Raw genomic sequence first — 23994 nt, forward strand, 5'->3', positions numbered from 1 at the left:
CTAAATTCCATGAAAGTATCAATTGTATGTTTTATTGCTTGTCTATTATTTGCTTCCTGCGATAAAACCAATAGCAATGAAAGCAAAGGAAATGCTTCTATGAGCATTTATCTTACGGACGACCCCTCTCTATATGATGAAGTGAACATCGACATCCAGGGAGTAGAAGTTAACGCTTCTGATAGTTCCGAAAGCGGTTGGATAGCACTGCCAATGCCACGAAGGGGTGTTTTCAACCTCTTACATTTACGCAATGGTCTTGATACATTACTCGCCTCTGGGTTATTACCTGCCGGTAAAATTTCACAGATCAGGTTAATACTGGGCACATCAAATTCTGTAGTTATTAACGGTATTAGTTTTCCTTTGGAAACACCTTCTGCGCAGCAATCAGGAATAAAGCTGCTTATTAATGCAGAACTTACACCCGGCATTGATTACAAAGTATGGACTGATTTTGATGCAGCAAGATCTGTTGTAACAACAGGCAATGGCAAGTATTTACTCAAACCTGTAATAAGGGTTTATACCAAAGCAGTAAGTGGTTCAATTACCGGCATTGTGCAACCCATAGAAGCAGATGCCTGGATATATGCTTTATCAGGCATTAATGATACGCTTGCTTCTGCAAGACCCGATACACTTACCGGTAGTTTTATAATACAGGGATTGGATGCCGGTAGTTATTCACTGGCTATTGATGGAGCAAATAGTTATAATGATACGCTGATTAATAATATACCGGTTACCAGCGGCAGTGTTACTGATGCAGGAACAATTATCTTACACAAATAAAATCTTTTCCCGGTCATACAAAAGCATGCAAATACAATTGCATGTTTTTTTCATTTTATTGTTAAGTAAATATAGAATTGTGTACCTGGCTGCATTACTACTATTAAGCATCGTTGCGTCGCACGCTTGTACGCTTTGTTCATTGCTGAGCATTGATCAAAACCCTGAAGAGTGCGACGCAACAAACGATGCCATTAAAGCTGAAGCATGGCTCAAAAAAATCTGCAATCTAATTTGCATGCACCGCAGTTTCCCTTACTTTATATTTTCCGGGCGTGCTGCCAAAAGAACGCGTAAGCCTGTTCCATGAATTGATCTGGATAATGGCCAGCGTAAGATTTGCGATCTCTGCTTTAGTAAAATATTTTTCAAGTGCTGCATGAATATCATCGCTGTGCTCTTCAGCAGGCATATGTGTAAGTGTTTCTGCAAACGCAAGTGCAGCCTGTTCCGCTTCAGAATAATAAGGTGTTTCCCTCCATGCAGATACTGAGATCAAACGCAACGGATCTTCACCTGCATGCATCGCCTCCTTGTAATGCATGTCCAAACAATATGCGCAACTATTGATCTGAGAAATCCTGAAACGCAACAACTCTAATAGTTTGTGATCTAAACCGCTGTTGTCTATATAATGCTGCACCTGTAGCATGGCCTGTGTTAAACCCGCAGGTACATCTTTGTAAGTGATCCTTTCCATAGTTTTTTTGTTTTATTTGGAAAGAATAACAAACAAAGGCTTTATAACGTGACAGATCTTGATAGATTTTTTTCGAGTGCTTTTAGTTTATCGGGGTTACGGATAAAATATACATGATGCAATCCTTCTTTTCGCAAAGAAAATATCTGACAATTGACGAGTTTACCGTTTTCGTAATAACATAATGCGGGCTCATGGTTAATAGTAGTTTTTTTCAACACAGTATTTTCTGCATAAAACTTTTTGAACACGCCCAGCAATAATTTAACAACAGATTTTCTTCCGGCAACCGGTTTACGAAATGCTACTGCTTTACCGCCACCATCAGAAATAACCACTATTTCATCGTGCAACATTTTTTCGAGTTGCTGCATGTCTGCGTGTTGTATTACTGCAAGATATTTGTCTACATACGCTGTATTATTTTTTGGTTTTATTCTTTCAGCATCAAATAATTTAAGTTGTTCTTTTGCGCGGCTTAATAATTTTCTTGAATGTTCTTCCGTAATACCCAGAACGGATGCTATCTCTGCATGATCATATGCAAACGCTTCTTTTAAAATAAAGACCGCTCTTTGTTTTGCATTCAACTGCTCCAGTAAAACCAGGAGAGTGTAGGAAAGAATTTCTTTACGGTTAACCGCACTGTCTGCTTTTTCTGTGGCAATGGGTTCCGGCAGCCATTCACCGGGATATAGACTTTTTTCTCTTTTTTGTTTATTCTTTTTATTAATAGAAAGATTTATTACGCTGCGTACCAGGTAGGCTTTGGTATCTTCAACAGCCGTATTGCCGCGTTGCATAAAATTCAGATAAGCATCCTGCACAACATCCCTGGCATCTTCGTATGAGCCGAGAATGTTGTATGCATAAGTGGTTAGTAATCGTTCGTATTGATGTATCATAGTTTTTATACAAGGGTATAAAGTTAGTATGCAATGATGATGATCAATTTTTTTTGTGCGTGCTTCAGATCCTATCTCCCTTTCACTGCACTGTCAAAATGAAAGTTAACATAATCAAATATTGCCAGAATTGCATTTTAAAAACTGAAAAAAATACATAGCATCCCATTGGCACAAGACTTGAAAATATGTTATTGGATACATTGATTTTCTTTTCACCATGTAACAACTATTTGTAACATTTTAAAAAGGAGGTTAACATGTCAATTGTAAAAAGAAACGGGTGGCCTTTCAGCGATATGCCGGGCCTTTTCAACGATTTTCTCAGCCGTGATCTATGGAACTGGGGATTGGAAAATAATTCCACCACCAACACCACCATTCCTGCCATTAACGTAAAAGAAACCAACGACAATTATGAAGTAGAAGTGGCAGCACCCGGAATGGAGAAGAAAGATTTTAAGATTGAACTGAACGGCAACATGCTTACCATTAGCAGCGAGCGGCAAAACAAATGGGAAGAAAAAGAAGGCGAACGTTATTCCAGGCGCGAATTTAGTTACCAGAGTTTTCAACGCACCTTTCAGTTACCAAAAGATGTGGTAGACGAAGACAGGATCCAGGCAAAGTACGAGAATGGGTTACTTCATCTTACTATTCCAAAAAAAGAACATGCCAGGCAAAGGCCGCCGCGCATGATAGATATTGCTTAAGTTAAAAAACAAAAAGGTGGATAGCACAATCCACCTTTTTTATTTTTTATGATTAGTCATTCTTAAACATCCACCAGTTACGGTCAAACAATTCGTCCGCCTCAACAGTAATTCCGCTATCCGCATCATAATTATCCTTTGGTTGCAAAGTAATACTATCACCTTTTTTATCTGAAACCCTGAAAATGGTAATATTCTCTGCTGACTGTGGATTTTTTTCTGCCAGCAAAGTTCCTGTATGCACAGTATCTATCTCTGATAATGTTGTTATTACTTCCCACATAGTAAATCATTTAAATCGAATTATATAATACGGTAAATAAAACAAAGGTTATGCCGCGTTAAGTTGGGGTATTAACAGAGATATCAGGCTGAATAAAAACAAAAGATCCCTCACAGGAAGGATCTTTTTAACGTGGGGTTTCAACAAATCAAACATGTATATGCAGGGAACTGCCATTCACATCAACGGTATATTCCTGCAAGGGGTTATTGGCCGGTCCGTTTATTACTTTCCCGCTATCATTAAATACAGAACCATGCGCAGGGCAGTAAAAATGATCAGCTGTGCCATCGTATGTAACGGTTACGCCTTCATGTGTACACGACTGTGATACAGCTATAAATTTTCCCGCTAATGTTTGTGCTACAATTACACCATTGGTATAAATATAACCACCCGGGCTGCCGAGTGCCGCGCTGCTGCCCGCATTAAGATCAACTGTAAAATCTTTTGAAGCTGCAGGTGTAGCAGAGCTTTTACTACAGCCGCCCAGGCAACTGATCATTAATAAACCTGCTGCGCTAAAGCCCATTTCCGATAAAAATTGTTTTCTGTCCATATGTTGTTTTAATGATTAAAAGACCGGAAAGTATTTTATCAGCAGGGCTACAACCAACCAGTTAATAAATTGCCTGTAAATTATTTTTGTTGCAGTAATGCAGCATGTTAAAAAGACTGAACAGGAAAATTTTACAGATGAATACGTGTAATAAGAAGTTTAAAGTTTATAGGGCATAAAAATGCAAACATCCATATTCTGCCGCATTATGCATTGCAGTATAAGTGTGCGACGCAACAATAGTTGCCATAACTACAAAAGCCGGGTACAAAAAATTGTTACTTTTAAAAGAAAGGATTTTTTTGACAGCGGGCTATAGTGCTGGTATAAAGCTTCCGTTGCGTCGCACACTTCTGCGTTTATAGCTATACGCGGCTTTTTACTATCAAGTGCGTACCTTTATTAAACCATTTATGATGGTTAAGAGTGGCGGGAATACTATTATAACCCTGTGCTGTATTAATACCATAATGAGGAATATTTTTCGCTGCCATATGAAGCTGCATCCCTGTTTTAGACTGCATTAATTATGGCAGGATTTTTAGTTTGTATCTGTTAACCATTAAAATTTATATTATGCGTTTAACAACATTCATAAAAGGTGTTTCAATCGGGTTTATACTTGGTGTTTTATTTGCACCTGATAAAGGATCCGCAACAAGAAGAAAAATTTCCGGTGTGGCCTCAGATATTAAAGATGACATGACCGATACTTTAAATGATATCAGCGATATGGTATCGGAAAAGATAACTGCCATAAAGAATATGGTGAGCGATATGACCAATGAGGCAGAAGACGAATACAACGATCTAAGCATTGGCAGCGACGACAGGGTTTAATAAAACCGCCAACTTTTATGAAACAATAAAAACAGCTTTGCATAAGGCCGTTTTATAGTTGCATGCAGATGACTAAATCAATTTCCAAAAAGATGACTGCACTTATCCATAGTGCTCTCTGTAGTTGTATTTACCTGGTAAGTGATCCTGCTGTAAATCCTTTGCCCGTTTGAAATGTTGCACCTACAGACCCAACAATACATTCGCCCCTTTTTAGTCCGGCCCATGTTCTTATTTGATACACAGGTTCTATTCCCGTACAATGTGCACCCATAAAATATCTTATACCGTTTTCTTTTAATTTTTGCGCGGTCCATTGTATTTTATCATCACTGGTATTTAAAAGATGCAGTCCGCCAATTACGGTATAGATCTTTTCATGCTTTAAGTTGTTATTTACATGCGTAAGATTGTTAACGATACCCGAATGGCCACAGCCTGTTACTAGAACCAGCCCATCCGTTGTGCGTATTACCAACGCCATATCTTCCGGTACATTATCCGCTATCACCCTACCGGTCGCATCTTTCATTTTACCTGTAGTATCATAATTTTTTTCGGGGTGCACTCTCGGCACAATCCCTGTTAAGTAAATGCCCGGTGCTATTTCCTCAAAGTTTTTATGCAGCACTATTCTTCCCCCGGTAGCTATATACAGCAATGAATCTTTTTTGCGGTCATTGTCATCTCTGCCATCATCATTGATCCTTGTATCAAAAAAACCAGGCGCCACATGCGTAACACCCAGTGCATTTTTATTTACTGCGGCGAGTGCATTGCGTAAAGGAAGCCACCCGGCAGTATGATCGGTATGGTCATGACTTAGTATCAAAGTATTTACATCAGAAAGATCAATATTAAGCGCTTTACTGTTTTGCAATACCGTGTTTTCATGCGAACCTGCATCAAACAATATTTTTGTGGAATCTGCTTCTATAAGTGCAGAAAATCCCCACTCTCCCCATCCCCTCTGTGCAAGCATGGTACTGAGTATGGTGATCTTTAGATGCTTTATAACATGAAGATTGTCCTGTGCATGGCTTGTTACTCCTCCTGCCAGTACAAACAAAACGAAAAGTGTTTTACGCATAAAGTATGTTGAGATGAAAATTTAAAATACAATTTTATTCTTAAGCAACCGGTTTGCGCAACAAATAACCTGTGCTATATTTTACAACCGAACAGGTTTTTGCAGCATTACTCCTATAATCATCTGATTTCTTCTTATTTACTGATGAGTGTCATCCTTAACCATAATGCAGGTTATGTATCCATACATATTTATACGATAATTTTATCGTGCATCAAAATTTGCTTTTTTAAAAGGGGCATCATCAGAATAACCTTCATCAAAAATTACATATATGAAAGTCAGGGAAACAGCCAATACAGTCAGGAAACGGCAAAAGGCCAGCCGACGGGAATTGATAGCCAAAAAAATAGATCATGCATTGGGTATGTATAATGTAAGGCCCGGTAAGAATTATGAAAAAGGGTTGAAAAAAGCGAGTAAACTGCTTAGTAAGATCATTATCGTGCCTGTAACAGCTGACATTAACCATAAAAAGGTAAAACCTAAGACCGCAGCAATAAAATGATAAGAAAATTGTTAGCGCATTAACTTACCTTATAACAGGCGGGTTTCCCTGCATCGTATACTTGTATAATTTGTACACTGCCGTGTTGTGACTACACTTTAGATAACCAATCAGGCAACCGGCTGTTTCTTAGGTGCAGGCTTCCTTTTTTTAAGTTTATGCCATCGTGCATCATCTTCATCGCCCAGTAACATACCCCATGGCTTTAACTCTTCCACATGATCAAATATTACTTTGCAGGTAGCCACAAAAGGAAGACTTAGAAACATGCCCCCAACACCACACAAGGCGCCGCCTAACAGCACAGCAAGAATAGATACAAGCGCATTTAGTTTTACACTGGAACCAATTATACGTGGCACCAAAAAATTATTGTCAATGAATTGCACCACAAAAAAAATAGCCATACTGCCAAGTGTTTTATAAGTGTCGCCGGTATTACTCAAGGTTACTATCGCCGTTAATATCAGGGAAATAAGCCCTCCTATGTAGGGAATAAGATTTAGTATAGCGCCTATTACGCCCAGCAGTATTGCATAAGGAACGCCAATGATAAGCAACCCTGCGGAATTGAGTACTGCCACACAACCTGTTTCAATTAATAAGCCCGATACGTATTGAAGTATCACTTCTCTTATTTTGCTTATAACACGGGCCACAGTATTTGCATGTTTGTCGTCAAATATTTTTATAGTGAACATGATCAGATGGCTGCGGTAATACATAAAAAGAAAAGTATAAATGGGTACCAGCATAAGCGTAGCCAGGGATGCAGTTAAAGCCCCCAGTGTACTGCCTGCCATGTCTTTTGCATTACCCATCCCATCTTTTTGCGCATCAGTGATCACCTGGTTTTGTTGTTGCTTACTTACATGAAAAGTATGATCTACCCATTCCTGGGCATTCGAAAAAAAACCGGTAAGATTTTTTTTAATGGCAGGCAGGTCATCTATAAAAGAAGACATCTGGTAAGAAATAAACATGATCAATGCTGTTAGTACAACTGTTGCAATGACCAGTGAAAGTAAAATACAGATCACACGGGGTAATCCAATCCGGGCCATCTTTTTTTCCAGCGGAAATAAAAGCACCGCTATCAAAAAAGAAAAACCAAGCGGCAGTATAATTCCCTGTGCTGCAAAAAGAGTAAAAAACAATATACTTAACAGAAGAAGAATGCAGGTGATCTTAACATAGAGCGGCACACGGGTTATCATAAGTAAGTTTATTTACATAATGTATGGTACAATTTAATGCCAATAAAAAATGTATCAGCATATCAAATTATTAGCCCGCAAAATGTTGCTGATTTTACCTGTATGTTGAATAAATTCCTTGTACGGTTCTTTTATAAGAACGTGAATGCCAGTGTCAGGGCTTTGCATTCTGGATTGAGGTGTATTTACCCCGTTCAGCATGTTATTCCGTATATGTAGAGATAATCTTAAGACGACCGGGAAGACACATTACGCTTACCATCCAACGAAGCACTCATAACAAGATATTCTTTATAACTATTTTAAACAGGTTCTGTAAGTTTCTTGCAGGACTTTTTTTATGTACCCAACAGAAGCGCTGCTATTAAGCAGCCGTTGCGTCGCACGCTTGTACTTTCAGAACAATTACTCAACATGATCACCGTCATTGCGAAACTTTATGACATAACCCAAAAAAGCTGTTTTTTGGGTTATGTTTTTTATATACAACCCAAAATGGGTTGTTTTTGATATATTACTTCCTTTACACTCCATTTATAACGCCTTTGTTCCGGTATGGTTACATGTTCCTAATAACAAAGCATTTTATCTAAAAGCCAAAAACTATCAGGTCATTGCGAAGCCCATGCAACGCCCTTGTGTGTAGGCATGGGCTGTGGCAATCTTTCTCATGAACCCGGCAGTAGTATTACTATTAAGCTTTTGTTGCGTCGCACACTTGTACGGTTGAATTCGTTATGGAACTTTTACTAAAAGGATTCAGTAGTAATATATTTAGAAAAGGAATTTTATTGTTGTTTAAATTGAACAATCTTCACAAAAGAATCAAGAGTTAAAATTTTTTCCTTGAAGTCTTGCGGGAAACTAGTTAAATATGGTTTTGGTACAACTAAACAAACATTGTATTTATACATTTCTTCTAATTGATTTTTAGATATTCCCTGCTGCAAAGTAAAAAGATGTTTGGTTTTTACTCTATCAGCTTCGTTTAATATTTGCCTCCAGCGATCCTTACAAGTTGTTTTTGAAGCGAGCACAACAAGTTTTTCTGGATCAAATTTTAAATTATGATAAGCTTCTAAATTCGGAAAAATAAAATCAGGTTTTTTATTGTCTTCAGTAATTGTCTGTGTAGAATAATCGAGTTGAAATGTCTTGAATATCTCTGAAAGATGATGCTCAAGTGATTTGCCTGCCCTGCTTTTTCGTCTGTTGAGAATTGTGTTAGCAGTTTCAACAAGTTCTTCAACTGTTTTAAATGGTGTTTGAATACGTTTTGAGTATCGATCAATTTCAATTGTTTTAAAAAGCTGAAATTCAGTGTTAAGCCAATTTAAAATTTCTTTATCAGGATTAGATTTGATTATTTGTTGAGTAATACCAAAAGCATTATTGTAACAATTACGTGAATTCGTAGCAAGCTCTAATGTTGTTGGAAAATCAACTTTAAGCGATTTGAGAAATGCTAAAAAACAATCGTGTAATTTATCCTCTGAAGTTTGCTGAAATTGTCTTGGTAAAATTCCGTTTGTATCAGTTGAAGAAATATTAAGTTCTGCAAAAAAATCATCAATTTCCTCATCTGATTGTAACACAAACGCTTCATAATAATCATCTGTTCTCTTAATTATAATTAATAAATCGCCAATATTGTCATCTTGCAGATAAGGAAAGCCTTTTCCAAATCTTGTTAAACGATATTCATTTCTTGTTCCAGTTCCATAGTAAATGAAACGACTTTGTGTTTCAAAATCGTCTTGCCATTTTATCGTAACAAATTTATCTTCATTTGTACCTTTTTTACCAGGCGTTTTAAAGAATAACTGCCAAGCGTTTTTGTGAATATGAAAGCCAGCCTGATGAGCACCAGTAGCGCCAGTATCATTTGCGGTGATATATTTAGAAAATGCAATACTTGATTTTTGTATTGATTGAATAGCCTTTTGTAAAATGCTTTCCATTTATTTAAACTTTACATCATTTTCTTTTTGTCTCTAAAACTTCAACTATTTTGTCTCCAATTGTTTCAATTAATGGAACTACTACAGAATTTCCAAACTGTTTATACCCCTGATTCATTGATACAGCATCAACAATAAAATCTTTTGGATAGCCTTGTATATTTGCCGCTTCTCTTACGGAAAGTCTTCTTGGATTTTTATTTTTTTGAGGTATAAGTATTTCCGAACCGTCTTTATAATACCGAGCACTCATTGTTCTGCTAATCCCATTTAAATCAGCGAGCCCAAAACCGAATCCATTACCTTTTTCTTTGTGTTTTTGAGCATAGTCTTGTAAATATTTCCAAAGATGATCGGTAAGTGTATATTTCGGATCTACTTTGGGCTCAAGAAATTCTTTTAATTTTTTGTTTGCTTCAGGCAAATCAGGAAACTCAAACTTTTCGTTATAGTTAAAAACCTCTGCGTCGAATCCAATCATAAAAGTTCTTTCTCTATTTTGAGGAACAAAATGTTTTCCATTTAAAACTTTTGAGTGAAATGAATAACCAAGATCAATCAAGGTTTCTCTAATTACTTTAAACGTGTTGCCTTTATCATGTGAGACAAGATTTTTTACATTTTCAAGAAAAAATGCTTTTGGTCTATGTTTCTCAATTATCTCAGCTATATGGAAAAATAAATTGCCTTGTTTTATATCTTCAAAACCATGCTTTCTCCCTAAGCTATTTTTCTTTGATACACCCGCTATAGAAAAAGGCTGGCATGGAAAACCTCCACACAATACATCAAACTTATCGGGTATCCATTGTTTCGTTTCTTCTTTAGTTATGTCCCCAAATGGTATTTCTCCAAAGTTTGCATAGTAGGTTCTTTGAGCCATCTTATCCCACTCAGAAGAAAAAATACATTCTCCCTGTAATCGTTGCATTGCAATTCTGAAACCTCCTATTCCAGCAAATAAATCGATGAATGTAAATTTTGGAAATGCGGGTTTAGGAAATAACACAGCATCATTAAAACGAATAATATATTGAAGTGCTTCTTCGGCAACTTTATTTGTAATCTCTTCATCAAAATATCCCTCAAGAATATTCGCAGCAAATTCAATAGCAGGCTTTTTAAGTTTTTTATTTTTTGTTCTCAAATAATGACTGATAACTGCTGTTCTATAATTATCAGGTCCAAATACTGAAATTTTCCAAATCTTATCTGCTACTGCATGAATCTTTGAACTTTCTAATGCAACACCTTTTTCTTTGATCATTTCCTACCTCTCCTTTTCGAGTTAGAAAATGATTCGTGTTCAAAGAAGTCTTTGAAAGATGTTTCCAAGCCATTGCATACAATTTTTTCAAGTGTGACAACAGAAATATTTCGTTTCCCTGTTTCTACATGATTCATGTATGTTCTGTCAACATCTGCTTTAAATGCAACAGCTTCCTGTGTAAGATTTTTTTCGCTGCGGAGTGCTTTTATGCGTTCACCAATTTTTACCTGAATGTCCATTAGGTAAAAGTGGCAAACGTGACTCATAATACATTTGCTTATAAGTCACGTTGCATAACTTCTTAAATTAATTATAAGAAATGCACAAGAAGAGAGTGAAGTGTTTTATCGAGTTTATCTGGTTTTAGATCACATTCCCATATTGTAATAATTCTCCATCCATCTTTCTTCAAAGCCTTTACAGCTTTTTCATCATTGGCAATATTTCCGCTAATCTTTTGCAGCCACCATTCTGTTCTTGTTTTGGGTACTGCATAGTATTTGCAGTCTTTATGCCCATGCCAGAAACAACCGTGGATAAAGATGACAGTTTTGTATTTTGGCAAAACAATATCTGGTTTGCCGGATAGTGTTTTGTCGTGCAGCTTATAACGAAAGCCATGTGCATGGAGAAATTTACGCACCAGCATTTCAGGCTTTGTGTTGGCGCTGCGGATACGACTCATATTATAGCTCCGCGTTTCCTTATTGTGTACATCTGCCATAGATAGTACAAATGTAGCGTCCTTCTCCTAAAGGAGAAGGACGGGAGGATGAGGCAGATATATTATAACTGCGCGTTTCTTTACTATGCACATCTGCCATTGTGCGAAGATAGGTTTGTGGCCTTGATCTGAGTGATTGCCACAGCATTTAGTTAAGCATATCCGTACATATACTCATATACTTCGTAATGACGAGTCTTTTTGTTGCCGTACAAGAGTGCGACGCAACGGCTGCTAAATAGGAATACCATTGGCGGGTTAATAAAAGCTTTGTAAAAAAGAACTCAACACAAACATATTTGTTGTACCAACAATAACGGTTTAATATTTACCTTTATTGGTGGGCACACTGATTGCATTATGTATTTAAAAATAACCTATGAGCACGCATTCCTCGCCTCCTGAATTTATTGAGGAGTTTGGCAAACGGCAGGAGTTGGCCAATATAATCATACACATACTCGGCATTATTTTCGGTATCGTAGCTATACCTTTTTTACTTGACTTTGCAAGTGATGGTAACATAAGCTATATAATAAGTGTAAGTATTTACGCATTGTGTTTCTTAATGACGTTTACCAGTTCTACATTATACCACAGCGTGCGGCGGTATAAACGCAAAATGCTGTTTAAAAAACTTGACCGCATAAGTATCTATTTCCTGATTGCCGGCACCTATACGGCAATCATACGCTACTACCTCTTTGACACTACAGGCATTGTATTACTTTGCATATTGTGGGGACTGGTGCTGGCAGGCATTTTCTTCGAGACCTTCTTCCCTGGCAAATACAATATATTCTCACTGGCTTCATACCTGTTGATGGGTTTGATCTTTGTTTTTGTGCCCAACCATTTCTTTGCTTCAATGCCAAACGAAGTTGCTGCACTTGTACTGGCAGGTGTGGCATTGTATATTTCGGGTGTTACTTTTTATGTGTGGCAAAAATGGAGCTATCACCATGCATTATGGCATCTTTTTGTATTGGGTGGTGGCATCTGTCATTTTATAGCGGTGCTGGAAACAGTGTCTTAAACAGATATGCAAAATATTATCCCGAAATTTAATGCATGAGAAATATTTTTTTGTGTGTACTGCTTTTTATGGGTTATATAGCCGCAGCCCAACAACCATTGATCCACTCACACAACGATTATGAAAAACCTGAACCATTGTTCAATGCGCTCCGCAATAAAGCATTTACAATAGAAGCTGATGTTTACCCCGGCGATAGTCTCTTTGTGGCGCATGATAAAAAAGATATACGTGCAGGCAGAACACTGGTAAACATGTACCTGCAACCTATTGTACAATTATTTAACAGCTATCATGGCCGCATTAGTGGAGATGCAGATTATGCGCCCATATTGATGATTGACATTAAAGAGAACAGCGAATTAGTAATACCTGCACTTGTAAAACTGCTTGCACCTTACCGTGATGTTTTTGACCGCAGCATAAACCCGCATGCGGTGCTTATAGTGCTGAGTGGTGAACGCGGGCATAATGCTCAATGGACCCAATGGCCTGCTTATATCTTTTTTGATGGCAGGCCTTATGAAAGATATGACAACGCTATACTAAAACGCGTAGCTTTTATAAGCGATAGTTATATGAATTATATTTCACCAAAAGACAGCATAGATATAAAGCTTAAACAACTTGTTGCAGCAACACATAATAAAGGGAAGTTATTAAGGCTTTGGGCTATTCCCGATAATGAAGCGTACTGGCGTAAGTTTCATGAGATGGGTATAGATATTATCAACACAGATAAAGTAGCCGGGTGCAGCAGATATTTTTCTGCTGCTGTTACCAGGTAGCAGTATTTGCTGCATAGCATTGTTGCAGTACAGGAGTGCGACGCAATGAAAGTATAATAGCAAGCATACCGCCGGATTGATAATACTACTATTTTACTTTATACGGTTCTTATATAAAAGCACGGAGTTTTCCCGCTGCCTCCCTGCCACTTTGCAAAGCTGCTTCTACAGTACCCTGCGACTTACCGGTATAATATGCCTCGCCAGCAAAAAAAATGGTATTGTTTACAGGTGTTGCAAGTATGTTTTTCGCTTCGGCTGAAGCAATGGTGTTATAACTATACCCACCCTGTATATAGGGATTATTGGACCAGCAAATGATTTTGTGATGCGTAAGCAGCTGTTGCAGTACAGGCATACTTTTATGAAAAATTGCCGAGAGGGAATGAAGGGCCGTTTGCAATAATGCATCATTGGTTAACCGTGAAAGCATTGCTGCTTTGGGACCACCAAGCCAGCCGGTAAGCAAATTATTTTGTATGGGTGATTGGGTCCACCATGTTGGGATGGTTTCATCGCTTAAGATAAAACCGATATCATCTGCATGCTTTTTCCAGAAAGCTGTTTTAAACTGTAACAATATTTTTATAACAGTACCAAAGCCTAATTGCGCTATGGCAGTTGAATGGCTGGCAAGTGCGGGCATAAATTCTATGCTGTTATTTTGTAATACACCCAGCGGCACTGTGACAATAAGTTTTGACGCGCTGATGGTTTTATTGTTTATGGTATGTGCCGTAACATGACCGGGGTAGTGTTCAATTTTATAAACAGGGTGATTGAAAAATATATCATCGTGTTGCTGCATGCATTGCTGTTGCAGGTAATCAATAAGTTTACCATACCCGCCTTTAATGCGGTAGTTGACTTCATTATGCTGACTCCATTCTTCTTTAACGAATAAAACCGATGCTTTGGAAATATCGGCAAGATCAAAGCCTTCTGCATAATGTTGTACAGCATTGCGCAACGATGCATACTGTGTCGCTGAAAAATATTGCTGCAAAAATTGTTCAATCGTAATATCATCTTCCTGTTGCTGCAGACGCTTCATAAATACATCCCAATGTTCATCTTCATCATCTTCAGTTAACCATTTACCTTTTTGCACAGAGACCATTTTACCTGTGACGGGTATCAATGAAAGGCCCGCTTCTTTAACCAGTTGCTGTGTACGTTCAAGGTTACCATGAATAAATTCCGGGCCGGTTTCTACGGTATCATCAAAACCGTTCTCTTTAATGGTATGGATCCTTCCACCTGCAATACCGGTAGCTTCGAGGATACATACCTGATAACCTGATTTAATCAGCTCCCTCATGGCCATTAGCCCGGCAGCACCTGCACCAATGATCAATACATCATATTTCATAAATGCTTCGTATAGTAATGAAGTTCTGCAAATTTGTTATTCGCGGGAAAAAATAAATGGCGCATACTTTTAGCACAACGACGTGCATCTGGTAAGCATTATCTGTTTGTTGCTATATATTGTTTTAACTGGTTCGCATTATTAATAGCAGCCATTGTTGCCGTATTATTAAAAAATACAAAAACATCTTTAGCCCGCTTTGAGCTTAATATGTCGTTTGCCATTGTTGTTATATCTGCTTTAGCATATTCATCATAATACAATTTTGGTGCACCATGAAACCGATAATAAACAAGGGGTGTATTAGTGATTACATCAGCCGGTAATTGCGGATGATTAATACCACAAAATGTAATGCCGTGTTTTTTCAGTATATCATATACATCCTGGCGCCACCAGCCTGAATGTCTGAATTCAATTACGTTATTGAAACTATTATCTACACTGTAAATCAGTTTCTGCAAAAAAATTTCATCATATTTTATTTGTGGCGGCAGTTGAAAAAGAACAGGTCCCAGTTTGTTTTTTAATCCTTTGCTGATTGTTGTATAAAAATCTGACAATAGTTGCTGGCAATCATTAAATTTTTTATAGTGTGTTATAAGCCTTGGAGCTTTTACAGCAAATAAAAAATCTTCAGGGCTTTTTGCAAACCAGTTCTCCATGATTTTTAATTGCGGGAACCGGTAAAATGTAACATTCAATTCGAGTGTATTGAAATGTGTGGAGTAGTATTCAAACCATCTGGTCTGCGGAAGTTTCTGCGGGTAAAAATTTCCTTTCCATTCTTTGTAACTGAAACCGGAACAGCCGATACACCACTGCATAAATTATATTTGTTATACACTAACAATAAATATGCCTTCGGTAAAATACCAGGCTTGGTATTTACCAATACAATAACTGTTATTAATAATGCAATGCATCAGGTTTTTAAATGGTGGGCTATTTATTTTTTACTTTTTCTATTATCTGTTTTGAATCGATATGCTCCTTTTGTTGGACGCTTGCGTTACCTGTTTCTACCTCTATCTGCTTGGTTGTTACCGCATAGCTATTGGGATGAATAGGCTCTCCATATTCCACGGCGTAAGCTTTTGTAAACTCTGCACCAAAATATAAAATAATAGCGGAATAGTAGACCCATAAAAGTAAGATCACCAAAGAACCGGCTGCACCGTAAGTACTGCCTACATGGCTTTTACCAATATAAAATGAGATAGCAAATTTACCCAACATAAATAATATAGCAGTTGTGGTGGCACCTGCCCGCACATCTTTCCATTTGATGCGTGCATCCGGCAATACTTTAAAAATAACGCCGAATATAACTGTTGTAATGATAAAGGTTATGACCAGATTGATGATGTAAAATATAATTACTGCAGTATCGGGATAAGCCGCTGCAAGTCTTTGGCTGAAGCCATCAATAAGAGCGCTTATACCCAGCGACACCAATAATAAAAAGCCAAGGCTTATAATGACCGAGAACGAAAGAAACCTGTTTTGCAGCATCTTAAGCCATCCTCTTTTGGGCTTTGGTTTAAGGCCCCATATCATATTGATAGAATCCTGTATTTCAGCAAATACAGAAGTGGCGCCCAGTAATAATGTTACTCCACCAATTATTGCTGCCATAGTACTTTTCCCCTGCAGCGATGCATTCCTGATGATCTGCTGCAATTGTGCAGCCGTATCATTGCCTACAAAACCCGCAAGTTGTGCGTATACTTTTCCTTCTATCGCCTCCCTGCTAAAAATAATACTGCACACCGAAATAATAACGAGCAATAACGGGCCCATGGAGAACACCGTATAGTAAGCAAGAGAACCGCTAAGTTTAGTGATCTTATCCGGGCCGAAACTTTTAAATGCATTTTTGAGTATCTGCCATAAACCCCCAAAGGAAAATTTTTTTTTCATATTGATGCGTATATGGCTACGTTACAAAAAAGCTACCAATAAAAAGCCACTGATATTACAGTGGCCTTCTCCGCTATGCGGAGCAGATATTTTTCGATGGAGAAACCCGGTTAAGCGATATTAACCGAAGGCTTCCATGACAGATCTGTAGATTGCATGAATACCTCCTTTTCTTTGGTGAATTGCAGGTACAAATATACGATTTTTTTCCCCGGTTTTTTACTGCAGGGTGTCTGCATCCGTATCATGCATTGCGCTTGTATCCGGTTGAACCTGCATTTTATTATTACTGCTGTCCATACTATTTTCCGGGGCTGGTTTAGGCTCACTACAGGCTGTGAAGCCGATGAGGGTACTGGTTAACATTACTGTTAAGATGATCTTTTTCATGGTTAATCTTTTTAATGCAGCATCAAACAAGTATCTTACCATGCAACCTTCTTAAATCATAAAATTATGTTGATGCATGCGCAGGCTCATACACACTGGTGTAGATTTCTTCTATCAGTTTTTTGTTAAAAGCATCAAGATCTTTAGGACTCCGGCTCGTGATAAGCCCCTTATCCACAACAACTTCTTTATCTTCCCACTTTACACCTGCATTTTTCAGGTCAGTACTAATGGACGGGTAAGAAGTCATTTTTCTCCCTTTTAACATTCCTGTTTCAATTAATAACTGAGGGCCGTGACAAATAGCGCCCAATGGTTTCCCTTCCTGGAGGAAATGTGTGGCAAAGCTTACACAATCTTTATTCACCCGCATCTGATCAGGGTTAATTACCCCACCCGGAATCATCAGCGCATCATAGTCTTGAGGATGTGCATTGTGCAGGGGTACATCTACCGCCAGTTCCAGCGACCAATGATCATGATTCCATCCCTTTACCTTTTTATCCTGTGGAGAAACGATGTGTACAGTAGCACCAGCCTCCTCCAACGCACGTTTCGGACCGGTCAGTTCTGTTTCCTCAAAGCCATTCTCTGTAAGAATAGCTACTTTCTTACCCGATAAGTTTTTCATAATCTTTTATTTTAATAACGAAAGAAAAATTGTTAGCATACTATTGCGACAATTACCCTGCCATTAAGCCAATATGATTTTAGCATTTATTTGCACCTGCCCAATAAATAATACAACAATGCAGATGTAACATGCGTAATAACTATACTATTTTCTAAAAGCCGGTAGTCTTTACTGGCCCGGCTTTAGTGCTGCTATCAGCATCGTTGCGTCGCACACTTGTACTAAGATGCAGTCATGAAGTTTATTTGCATCCATCTATGCCGCTATTCGTGCAGTATTTTATTATGCCTGTCAATATAAAATAATTTATCGCCTTTCATTACCCTTGCTTCTCCATTTGCAAAATGATCAGCAAAGTCGTATTGCTGGGTAATCATTATTTCACCGTGTATATTAATATAACCCCACTCGCCTTTTTTGTTGGCTACAGGTGCCAGCTCATCCCCAAAATCACGGGCATTATAATACTGGTAATCAATCACCAGTTTGCCTGCTGTATTGATATAACCATAAAGCTGGTCTTTCATTACCGCCGCAAAACCGTTATGGAAAGATTGGGCATCTTCATATACAGCGTCTGTAATTGATTTGCCGCTACTATCTACATACATCCACTTGCTGCCCTTACGCACGGCAGAATAACCCTCACTAAAAGTTAGCGCTTCATCATACTGCAGGGGTATAATTATATTACCGCCTCTATCCACAAACCCATACAGATGATCTTTGGATACAAGAGAAAGACCGCAAATAGCCGGGTCTACAAAATCAAAATTTTTAGTCCATTTCTGTGCATTGGTAATAAATGCCATGGGCAGAAACAGGAAGAATATTATATGTTTCATATTGGCAATTTTAAAACGAAGTAAAAATTTGAAATACCAATACAAGGTAGTAAGCACCTTTTTATATATCAATGACGAAGAATAGTTGTAGAGCTGATTCTGCTACATTAAACAGGAGGAATATATTGTGTAAATTTTAAAAAAAATTACACCCCTTTGGCTTTTTGCCGAAGGATATTTTGTAGTACAAGAGTGCGACGCAACAAGCGTTGCATAATGCTTCATGGGCTGGGTAAAAAATATAATTCATGCATCCTATCTTTTTGCCCGCAGGTATTGATCAGGCCACTTAATATCTGTACTCAATTCTTTTGCTGCATGCAATGCAAAATATGGATCCCGTAACATTTGTCTTGCCATAATAACAAGATCAGCTTTTTCATCCTGTATGATTGAGGCTGCTTCTTCTGTTGTATTGATCATGCCAACGGCACCCGTAAGTATGCCTGTTTCTTTTTTGATGCGCTCAGCAAACACCGTTTGATACATTGGACCAACGGGTATTTTTTGCGCAGTACTATTGCCACCACTTGAGCAGTCTATCAGATCAACTTCTTTTGTTTTTAAAATAGCCGCCAGCCTGACTGAATCATCAATTGTCCACCCACCATCTACCCAGTCTGTTGCGGAAATACGAACGAATAATGGATAGTCTTTTGGTAAAACAGTACGGATAATTTCGGTTATTTCGCAAAGTAGCCTTATCCTGTTTTCAAATGAACCTCCGTAATCATCCTTGCGCTGATTGCTGAGCGGAGAAAGAAAAGAGTTGATAAGATAACCATGTGCCGCATGGATCTCTATTATTTTAAAGCCTGCTTGCAATGCCCTTGTTGTGGCATTGCGAAAATCAATAAGCAGTTGTCTGATATCATCATTGGTCATTGCTTTGGGGGCAGGATGTTTATCGTTAAAAGGAATAGCAGAAGGTGCCAATGTTTGCCATGCGCCTTCTGTTGAAGTAAGTGCTACACCACCTTTCCATGGTGCACTGTTACTTGCCTTTCGACCAGCATGTGCCAATTGTATGGCGGGCACTGCGCCCTGTGATTCTATAAACGTAGTTATGCGTTTTAAGAAATCGATGTGTTCATCTTTCCAGATACCCATATCATCGGGTGTTATCCTGCCTTCCGGTGAAACAGCAGTTGCTTCCATAATGATAAGACCAGCACCACCAACAGCACGGCTGCCGAGATGTACAAGATGCCAGTCGTTTGCAAAACCATCAATGCTTGAATACTGGCACATGGGTGAAACAGTAAGGCGATTCTTTAAAGTAATGCTGCGGATAGTGAATGGATCAAAGAGTGATATTGCCATAGCGTTATATTAATTTTCAAATTTGTTTGATTAGTAATTATACGAGGATAATTTTTAAATACCAGCAGTAGTTTCTTATAGCATCAACTGTTGCGTCGCAAGCACTTCATCTGCATTACATAACTCATCTGCCTTTACCAATTGAAATGCATCAGCAAAAAGAAAGTGCGTCCATAATTACATGAAGAAACAACTATTTTGACTAACTTTAAACTCCTCAAAAAATCACTAACCATGCCAGTTTTCAAACTTGATATTAACGGTAAACAATTAGAAGCAGATGTTGCCGCAGACACCCCATTGCTATGGGTGTTAAGAGATCACCTGGGTCTGGTAGGAACAAAATACGGATGTGGTATTGCGCAGTGCGGTGCGTGTACCGTACACATCAATGGCGCGGCAGTACGTTCCTGCTCATTGCCTGTTTCTGCCGTAAAAACAGCAACTGTTATTACCATAGAAGGATTGTCTGAAAATGGTGATCATCCGGTGCAGCAGGCATGGGATGAGGCCGACGTGCCGCAATGTGGTTATTGTCAGGCAGGGCAAATGATGACAGCAGCAGCCTTTCTCAAAAAAAATCCACATCCAACACAGGAAGAAATTGAGACCGCTATGCACGGTAATATTTGCCGTTGCGGAGCATATCATCGCATTCGCAAAGCAGTACAATTAGCCAGCACTAAAATCTAACTTATGTCAGCTACACATTCAAGCAGAAGAAACTTTTTGAAACTATCCACACTTACTACCGGCGGTTTTATACTTGGGTTTAATGCCTTTGGTGCTACACAAAAAACACCCGCTATTATCGGTGGAACATCTTCCGGTGAAATGGCAAGTTTCAACAGCTATCTTGCTATTGCAGCAGATGGCACTGTAACCATCTATTCTCCCAACCCGGAATTAGGTCAGAATATCAAGACATCTTTCCCCATGATCGTGGCAGAAGAACTTGATGCCGACTGGACGAAAGTAAAAGTTGTGCAGGCAGCATTGGACACAAATAAATTTGACCGGCAACTCACTGGCGGCAGCGGTGCAGTTCCTCATAGCTGGATGCGTTTAAGAAATGCCGGTGCTACGGCAAAAGCAATGCTGGTTACTGTTGCAGCCAAACGATGGAACGTTGATCCTTCCACGCTCGCAGCTGCAAATGGCTTTGTTATAAACAGTGCAACCGGAAATAAACTCAGTTATGGTGAGCTGGCATCAGAAGCCTCTCAAGTACCTGTGCCAAAAGATGTAAAACTAAAAGACAGGAAAGATTTCAAGATCATAGGAACGGCTGTAAGAAATGTAGAGAATAAAAATATTCTTACAGGAAAACCATTGTTTGGATTGGATTATTACAGGGAAGGGATGCTGCATGCCATGATACAAAGACCTCCTGCATTTGGCACAAAAATAAAATCGGTAGATACCACAGCGGCTAAAGGAATGCCTGGCATTGTTGACATTGTAACATTTAAAAATAATGTGGCAGTGGTGGGTAAATCAACCTGGGAAATAATGAAGGCAAGAAAAGCTGTGAAGATAGAATATGAGAAAGATGGCAATATAGAGAGTACTGCTGATCACGATAAGATCTTTGCAGATCTTCTTGATAATGGTAAAGCCGAAGTTCGAAGGAAAGACGGCGATGCTGATGCTGCTTTAAAGAATGCTGCTAAAATAGTGAAATCAGAATTTCAATGCCCGTTTCTTGCACATAGTCCTATGGAGCCCATGAATTTTTTTGCACATGTAAAAAGTGATGGTACGGTAGAACTGGCAGGGCCAAGTCAAACACCGGCAAGAGCAAGAGAAGCAGTATCCAAACTTTTAAATATACCAGAAGATAAAATAACATTGGAGCTTACAAGATTGGGCGGCGGATTTGGCCGCAGGTTAAAGTTTGATTATGTAACAGAAGCAGCAGAATTATCAAGTCTTATAAAAGCACCGGTAAAAGTAATGTGGACCAAAGAAGATGATATGCAGGGCGGTAGTTACAGGCCCGCTGTGCGTTACCGTTTTGAAGCTGGTCTGGATAGCGAAGGCAATCTGATTGCTTATAAGCTCAGGGGAGTTGGCATCAATGCAGGTAACTGTACAAGAGAAGATAATTTTCCGTCAGGTGCAGTTGATAATTTACTGATCGATTCGGTTGAATATGTATCCCCCATTACTACCGGCGCATGGCGTGCACCAATCACCAATTTCCTGGCTTTTGCGGAGCAATCTTTTATTGATGAAGTGGCCATGGCAGCAGGAAAAGATGCAGTGCAGTTCAGGCTTGACCTGTTAGCAAAAGCAAAACAAAAACCAGTAGGCGCCATTAAATATAATATAGACAGGATGGAAACGGTAATAAAAAAAGCGGCACAGCAATCTGGCTGGGGTACTAAGAAAGATATTGCACAGGGATTCAGTGTTTACTTCTCTCACGCCTCTTATGTAGCACAGGTTTGTGAAGCTGCTATGCAAAACGGCAAGCCTGTTGTAAAGAAAATATATGCTGTAGCGGATTGTGGTCAGGTCATTAATTCATCAGGTTCAGAACAACAGGTGATGGGTGCTATTACAGATGGCTATGGCCATGCCATGTTTGGTAAACTCAGTTTTAAAGATGGTGCAACCGAACAAAAAAATTATAACAACTACCGTCTTATACGGATGAAAGAAATACCGGAGATAGAAACCTATTTTATTGATAATGGCATTGACCCTACCGGTTTGGGAGAACCTGCATTGCCACCAACAGGTGGCGCTGTTGCCAACGCTATCTTTAAGGTTACCGGTAAGCGTTTGAGAAAACAACCTTTCATAGAAGAAGAAATATTTAAGGCATAGATAATTTTTGGAGCCGGGCGGTAGTGCTGCTATGATGCTTTTGTTGCGTCGCACTCCTGTACGTTCAAAATTGCTATGAGCATAAAAAGTGTGAGTCTATGAAATTACGTCACTAACTTTCGAAGTCATTCGGCCAAAGTACCAAGTTTTTGATACAATGCCCTGAAGCAATCCCATGGTGTATTTTCACCTGCTTTATCATCTTTTTTTATGCCATAAAAACCATCAAGAAAAGAGCCAGCATCACTCCATACAGTTTGCATCATTCCCTTGAAATGTTCACTCATTTCAGGAGAAGATTGCTTTCTGAAATTTACCATATCTGCTGTTTGTGTAACAGCAAGTGCAGGCATACGCCACGGGCATGTTACAATATCAAGGCCCTTCATTGCAAAATAAACAGGTGTTTTATCGGCACGTTCATAATGCCAGTCGCAGATCATGATATCTTTTGGTATCATGTCAATAGCTCTGTAAGTATTATTATAACTGGCTTCCCACATGCCCAGACCAGTGGTTTTACCATCGATGAGCCTGTCGCCCCATATCCATAGTTGCCTGTTTTTTTGTGCAAGATGATCGCGTATAGTTCTTACCTCTTCAGCAAATAATTCGGCCTTGTCTCTGCCACCACAACGTGGGCATCCATCTTCTCCCAGGTAAAAAACCTCATCCATACCTGCATGAAATGCATCTGTTTCAAATGCATCGCAGATCTCATCAACAATATCAAACACAACTTTGTGTACACCGGGGTGCAGCGGACAGTAGCTTTTGCAGTAAAGGTTATCTGCATTAGGCCATTCATATTTTACGGGCATTTTTACATATGGTGTTTCATCGAAATCAGGATATACTTCCAGCAACTTTTCATTTTTATTTGCCCAGGATTGGTGCCCGAGTAAGTTAACCTGGGGAATAAGCCTTATTTTATTCTTTTTGCAGGCATTTACCAGTTGTTTTACATCATTCTTAGAAAGCGGGTTATTGTCACGTAATTCAGGGTGACTTTCATATGCATAATTGTAATCAACACGAAGAATAAGCGTATTTACTTTTCGGGGTGCCAGTTCTTCATTGATAAATTTTACAAACCTGTCAACCTCTTTTGCAGCAGGAGCTGCAATGCAGAAGCCACGTACAGGTATAATACTGTCTAAAGCTGACTTTGAACCTGTAAGAGCCTGTGCAGTAATGCTGTTATGAACAAAGAAGCTGAAAATAAAAATGATCAACAGGCTGTAATATTTGTTTTTCATTTTGAAAATTGTTGTTGGAGATGA

At 38.7% G+C, this 23994-nt stretch carries 27 protein-coding genes; 8 read left to right on the top strand and 19 right to left on the bottom strand.

Going from position 1 to position 23994, the window contains the following annotated elements; translation table 11 throughout:
* Window positions 1–9: 9 nt before the first annotated feature.
* Window positions 10–795 (top strand): DUF4382 domain-containing protein, encoded by a 786-nt coding sequence (locus FRZ67_RS11145; protein WP_147189631.1) that lies wholly within the window; start codon window positions 10–12, stop codon window positions 793–795.
* A gap of 229 nt (window positions 796–1024) precedes the next feature.
* Here the strand turns inward: FRZ67_RS11145 and FRZ67_RS11150 are convergent, their stop codons facing one another.
* Together FRZ67_RS11150 and FRZ67_RS11155 are read right to left on the bottom strand one after the other, a co-directional pair.
* Window positions 1025–1495, bottom strand: coding sequence for a carboxymuconolactone decarboxylase family protein (locus FRZ67_RS11150; RefSeq protein ID WP_147189632.1), 471 nt, complete (start codon window positions 1493–1495; stop codon window positions 1025–1027).
* Window positions 1496–1536: 41 nt separating this feature from the next.
* Complete coding sequence (locus tag FRZ67_RS11155) at window positions 1537–2400, bottom strand: sigma-70 family RNA polymerase sigma factor (protein ID WP_147189633.1); 864 nt, start codon at window positions 2398–2400, stop codon at window positions 1537–1539.
* 260 nt (window positions 2401–2660) lie between these two features.
* Here FRZ67_RS11155 and FRZ67_RS11160 point away from each other — a divergent pair, with 260 nt between their 5' ends.
* Entirely contained in the window at window positions 2661–3113 is a 453-nt protein-coding gene (locus FRZ67_RS11160) for an Hsp20/alpha crystallin family protein (RefSeq protein ID WP_147189634.1), read from the top strand.
* 52 nt (window positions 3114–3165) lie between these two features.
* On the opposite strand, the gene FRZ67_RS11165 is transcribed toward FRZ67_RS11160, so the two are convergent.
* From FRZ67_RS11165 to FRZ67_RS23400, 3 genes are all read right to left on the bottom strand, one after another.
* On the bottom strand, window positions 3166–3396 hold the full coding sequence (locus tag FRZ67_RS11165; protein WP_147189635.1) for a hypothetical protein: 231 nt from the start codon (window positions 3394–3396) through the stop codon (window positions 3166–3168).
* Between the two features lie 148 nt (window positions 3397–3544).
* Window positions 3545–3955 carry a QcrA and Rieske domain-containing protein gene (locus tag FRZ67_RS11170; protein ID WP_147189636.1) on the bottom strand — a complete coding sequence of 137 codons (411 nt, stop codon included), beginning with the start codon at window positions 3953–3955 and terminating at the stop codon, window positions 3545–3547.
* A 365-nt stretch (window positions 3956–4320) separates the two neighbouring features.
* Window positions 4321–4479 carry a hypothetical protein gene (locus FRZ67_RS23400; RefSeq protein ID WP_158638356.1) on the bottom strand — a complete coding sequence of 53 codons (159 nt, stop codon included), beginning with the start codon at window positions 4477–4479 and terminating at the stop codon, window positions 4321–4323.
* A gap of 52 nt (window positions 4480–4531) precedes the next feature.
* Between FRZ67_RS23400 and FRZ67_RS11175 the strand changes: the two genes are divergently transcribed.
* Window positions 4532–4795 carry a YtxH domain-containing protein gene (locus FRZ67_RS11175; protein ID WP_147189637.1) on the top strand — a complete coding sequence of 88 codons (264 nt, stop codon included), beginning with the start codon at window positions 4532–4534 and terminating at the stop codon, window positions 4793–4795.
* A 130-nt stretch (window positions 4796–4925) separates the two neighbouring features.
* On the opposite strand, the gene FRZ67_RS11180 is transcribed toward FRZ67_RS11175, so the two are convergent.
* A complete protein-coding gene (locus tag FRZ67_RS11180; RefSeq protein ID WP_147189638.1) occupies window positions 4926–5885 on the bottom strand; it encodes an MBL fold metallo-hydrolase in 960 nt (319 codons plus the stop codon).
* A gap of 274 nt (window positions 5886–6159) precedes the next feature.
* Here FRZ67_RS11180 and FRZ67_RS11185 point away from each other — a divergent pair, with 274 nt between their 5' ends.
* Window positions 6160–6393, top strand: coding sequence for a hypothetical protein (locus FRZ67_RS11185; RefSeq protein WP_147189639.1), 234 nt, complete (start codon window positions 6160–6162; stop codon window positions 6391–6393).
* Between the two features lie 110 nt (window positions 6394–6503).
* Here the strand turns inward: FRZ67_RS11185 and FRZ67_RS11190 are convergent, their stop codons facing one another.
* From FRZ67_RS11190 to FRZ67_RS11210, 5 genes are all read right to left on the bottom strand, one after another.
* Complete coding sequence (locus FRZ67_RS11190) at window positions 6504–7610, bottom strand: AI-2E family transporter (RefSeq protein WP_147189640.1); 1107 nt, start codon at window positions 7608–7610, stop codon at window positions 6504–6506.
* A 788-nt stretch (window positions 7611–8398) separates the two neighbouring features.
* On the bottom strand, window positions 8399–9571 hold the full coding sequence (locus FRZ67_RS11195; RefSeq protein ID WP_147189641.1) for a type II restriction endonuclease: 1173 nt from the start codon (window positions 9569–9571) through the stop codon (window positions 8399–8401).
* A gap of 16 nt (window positions 9572–9587) precedes the next feature.
* Window positions 9588–10838: a DNA (cytosine-5-)-methyltransferase gene (gene dcm / locus FRZ67_RS11200; protein WP_147189642.1), complete on the bottom strand. Its 1251-nt coding sequence runs from the start codon at window positions 10836–10838 to the stop codon at window positions 9588–9590.
* Complete coding sequence (locus FRZ67_RS11205) at window positions 10835–11080, bottom strand: helix-turn-helix domain-containing protein (protein ID WP_147189643.1); 246 nt, start codon at window positions 11078–11080, stop codon at window positions 10835–10837. The genes dcm and FRZ67_RS11205 overlap by 4 nt, the downstream gene beginning before the upstream one ends.
* A 71-nt stretch (window positions 11081–11151) precedes the next feature.
* Window positions 11152–11565 (bottom strand): very short patch repair endonuclease, encoded by a 414-nt coding sequence (locus FRZ67_RS11210; RefSeq protein WP_147189644.1) that lies wholly within the window; start codon window positions 11563–11565, stop codon window positions 11152–11154.
* Between the two features lie 379 nt (window positions 11566–11944).
* On the opposite strand from FRZ67_RS11210, the gene trhA reads away from it, so the two are divergent.
* Window positions 11945–12601: a PAQR family membrane homeostasis protein TrhA gene (gene trhA, locus FRZ67_RS11215; protein ID WP_147189645.1), complete on the top strand. Its 657-nt coding sequence runs from the start codon at window positions 11945–11947 to the stop codon at window positions 12599–12601.
* A 35-nt stretch (window positions 12602–12636) separates the two neighbouring features.
* Entirely contained in the window at window positions 12637–13389 is a 753-nt protein-coding gene (locus tag FRZ67_RS11220) for a PI-PLC domain-containing protein (protein WP_147189646.1), read from the top strand.
* Window positions 13390–13498: 109 nt separating this feature from the next.
* Here FRZ67_RS11220 and FRZ67_RS11225 read toward each other — a convergent pair whose 3' ends face one another.
* From FRZ67_RS11225 to FRZ67_RS11250, 7 genes are all read right to left on the bottom strand, one after another.
* Window positions 13499–14761 carry a flavin monoamine oxidase family protein gene (locus FRZ67_RS11225; protein WP_147189647.1) on the bottom strand — a complete coding sequence of 421 codons (1263 nt, stop codon included), beginning with the start codon at window positions 14759–14761 and terminating at the stop codon, window positions 13499–13501.
* 98 nt (window positions 14762–14859) lie between these two features.
* Entirely contained in the window at window positions 14860–15588 is a 729-nt protein-coding gene (locus FRZ67_RS11230) for a DUF72 domain-containing protein (protein WP_147189648.1), read from the bottom strand.
* 118 nt (window positions 15589–15706) lie between these two features.
* The gene (locus FRZ67_RS11235) at window positions 15707–16684 is read right to left on the bottom strand and encodes a YihY/virulence factor BrkB family protein (RefSeq protein ID WP_147189649.1); all 978 of its coding nucleotides are present in this window, start codon (window positions 16682–16684) and stop codon (window positions 15707–15709) included.
* Between the two features lie 219 nt (window positions 16685–16903).
* Window positions 16904–17074 (bottom strand): hypothetical protein, encoded by a 171-nt coding sequence (locus FRZ67_RS23405; protein ID WP_158638357.1) that lies wholly within the window; start codon window positions 17072–17074, stop codon window positions 16904–16906.
* Between the two features lie 64 nt (window positions 17075–17138).
* Entirely contained in the window at window positions 17139–17705 is a 567-nt protein-coding gene (locus tag FRZ67_RS11240; RefSeq protein ID WP_147189650.1) for a type 1 glutamine amidotransferase domain-containing protein, read from the bottom strand.
* A 266-nt stretch (window positions 17706–17971) separates the two neighbouring features.
* Window positions 17972–18553 (bottom strand): WG repeat-containing protein, encoded by a 582-nt coding sequence (locus tag FRZ67_RS11245; RefSeq protein WP_147189651.1) that lies wholly within the window; start codon window positions 18551–18553, stop codon window positions 17972–17974.
* 255 nt (window positions 18554–18808) lie between these two features.
* Window positions 18809–19876, bottom strand: a complete 1068-nt coding sequence (locus FRZ67_RS11250) for an NADH:flavin oxidoreductase/NADH oxidase (RefSeq protein WP_147189652.1) — start codon at window positions 19874–19876, stop codon at window positions 18809–18811.
* Window positions 19877–20110: 234 nt separating this feature from the next.
* Between FRZ67_RS11250 and FRZ67_RS11255 the strand changes: the two genes are divergently transcribed.
* A complete protein-coding gene (locus tag FRZ67_RS11255; RefSeq protein ID WP_147189653.1) occupies window positions 20111–20569 on the top strand; it encodes a (2Fe-2S)-binding protein in 459 nt (152 codons plus the stop codon).
* Between the two features lie 3 nt (window positions 20570–20572).
* Window positions 20573–22711, top strand: a complete 2139-nt coding sequence (locus tag FRZ67_RS11260; RefSeq protein ID WP_147189654.1) for a xanthine dehydrogenase family protein molybdopterin-binding subunit — start codon at window positions 20573–20575, stop codon at window positions 22709–22711.
* Window positions 22712–22836: 125 nt separating this feature from the next.
* Here FRZ67_RS11260 and FRZ67_RS11265 read toward each other — a convergent pair whose 3' ends face one another.
* Entirely contained in the window at window positions 22837–23970 is a 1134-nt protein-coding gene (locus FRZ67_RS11265) for a family 20 glycosylhydrolase (RefSeq protein ID WP_147189655.1), read from the bottom strand.
* Window positions 23971–23994: the final 24 nt, after the last annotated feature.

The sequence above is a fragment of the Panacibacter ginsenosidivorans genome (assembly GCF_007971225.1).
GTDB lineage: Bacteria > Bacteroidota > Bacteroidia > Chitinophagales > Chitinophagaceae > Panacibacter > Panacibacter ginsenosidivorans.

What these genes read in the sequence shown, in the direction of transcription:
- FRZ67_RS11150 (WP_147189632.1), bottom strand. Translation starts at nt 1,495, where the DNA reads ATGGAAAGGATCACTTACAAAGATGTACCTGCGGGTTTAACACAGGCC.
- FRZ67_RS23400 (WP_158638356.1), bottom strand. Translation starts at nt 4,479, where the DNA reads ATGCAGTCTAAAACAGGGATGCAGCTTCATATGGCAGCGAAAAATATT.
- FRZ67_RS11160 (WP_147189634.1), top strand. Translation starts at nt 2,661, where the DNA reads ATGTCAATTGTAAAAAGAAACGGGTGGCCTTTCAGCGATATGCCGGGC.
- FRZ67_RS11245 (WP_147189651.1), bottom strand. Translation starts at nt 18,553, where the DNA reads ATGAAACATATAATATTCTTCCTGTTTCTGCCCATGGCATTTATTACC.
- FRZ67_RS11180 (WP_147189638.1), bottom strand. Translation starts at nt 5,885, where the DNA reads ATGCGTAAAACACTTTTCGTTTTGTTTGTACTGGCAGGAGGAGTAACA.
- FRZ67_RS11205 (WP_147189643.1), bottom strand. Translation starts at nt 11,080, where the DNA reads ATGGACATTCAGGTAAAAATTGGTGAACGCATAAAAGCACTCCGCAGC.
- FRZ67_RS11155 (WP_147189633.1), bottom strand. Translation starts at nt 2,400, where the DNA reads ATGATACATCAATACGAACGATTACTAACCACTTATGCATACAACATT.
- FRZ67_RS11220 (WP_147189646.1), top strand. Translation starts at nt 12,637, where the DNA reads ATGAGAAATATTTTTTTGTGTGTACTGCTTTTTATGGGTTATATAGCC.
- FRZ67_RS11260 (WP_147189654.1), top strand. Translation starts at nt 20,573, where the DNA reads ATGTCAGCTACACATTCAAGCAGAAGAAACTTTTTGAAACTATCCACA.
- FRZ67_RS11175 (WP_147189637.1), top strand. Translation starts at nt 4,532, where the DNA reads ATGCGTTTAACAACATTCATAAAAGGTGTTTCAATCGGGTTTATACTT.
- FRZ67_RS11255 (WP_147189653.1), top strand. Translation starts at nt 20,111, where the DNA reads ATGCCAGTTTTCAAACTTGATATTAACGGTAAACAATTAGAAGCAGAT.
- FRZ67_RS11185 (WP_147189639.1), top strand. Translation starts at nt 6,160, where the DNA reads ATGAAAGTCAGGGAAACAGCCAATACAGTCAGGAAACGGCAAAAGGCC.
- dcm (WP_147189642.1), bottom strand. Translation starts at nt 10,838, where the DNA reads ATGATCAAAGAAAAAGGTGTTGCATTAGAAAGTTCAAAGATTCATGCA.
- FRZ67_RS11170 (WP_147189636.1), bottom strand. Translation starts at nt 3,955, where the DNA reads ATGGACAGAAAACAATTTTTATCGGAAATGGGCTTTAGCGCAGCAGGT.
- trhA (WP_147189645.1), top strand. Translation starts at nt 11,945, where the DNA reads ATGAGCACGCATTCCTCGCCTCCTGAATTTATTGAGGAGTTTGGCAAA.
- FRZ67_RS11250 (WP_147189652.1), bottom strand. Translation starts at nt 19,876, where the DNA reads ATGGCAATATCACTCTTTGATCCATTCACTATCCGCAGCATTACTTTA.
- FRZ67_RS23405 (WP_158638357.1), bottom strand. Translation starts at nt 17,074, where the DNA reads ATGAAAAAGATCATCTTAACAGTAATGTTAACCAGTACCCTCATCGGC.
- FRZ67_RS11265 (WP_147189655.1), bottom strand. Translation starts at nt 23,970, where the DNA reads ATGAAAAACAAATATTACAGCCTGTTGATCATTTTTATTTTCAGCTTC.
- FRZ67_RS11190 (WP_147189640.1), bottom strand. Translation starts at nt 7,610, where the DNA reads ATGATAACCCGTGTGCCGCTCTATGTTAAGATCACCTGCATTCTTCTT.
- FRZ67_RS11210 (WP_147189644.1), bottom strand. Translation starts at nt 11,565, where the DNA reads ATGGCAGATGTACACAATAAGGAAACGCGGAGCTATAATATGAGTCGT.
- FRZ67_RS11195 (WP_147189641.1), bottom strand. Translation starts at nt 9,571, where the DNA reads ATGGAAAGCATTTTACAAAAGGCTATTCAATCAATACAAAAATCAAGT.
- FRZ67_RS11225 (WP_147189647.1), bottom strand. Translation starts at nt 14,761, where the DNA reads ATGAAATATGATGTATTGATCATTGGTGCAGGTGCTGCCGGGCTAATG.
- FRZ67_RS11240 (WP_147189650.1), bottom strand. Translation starts at nt 17,705, where the DNA reads ATGAAAAACTTATCGGGTAAGAAAGTAGCTATTCTTACAGAGAATGGC.
- FRZ67_RS11145 (WP_147189631.1), top strand. Translation starts at nt 10, where the DNA reads ATGAAAGTATCAATTGTATGTTTTATTGCTTGTCTATTATTTGCTTCC.
- FRZ67_RS11230 (WP_147189648.1), bottom strand. Translation starts at nt 15,588, where the DNA reads ATGCAGTGGTGTATCGGCTGTTCCGGTTTCAGTTACAAAGAATGGAAA.
- FRZ67_RS11235 (WP_147189649.1), bottom strand. Translation starts at nt 16,684, where the DNA reads ATGAAAAAAAAATTTTCCTTTGGGGGTTTATGGCAGATACTCAAAAAT.
- FRZ67_RS11165 (WP_147189635.1), bottom strand. Translation starts at nt 3,396, where the DNA reads ATGTGGGAAGTAATAACAACATTATCAGAGATAGATACTGTGCATACA.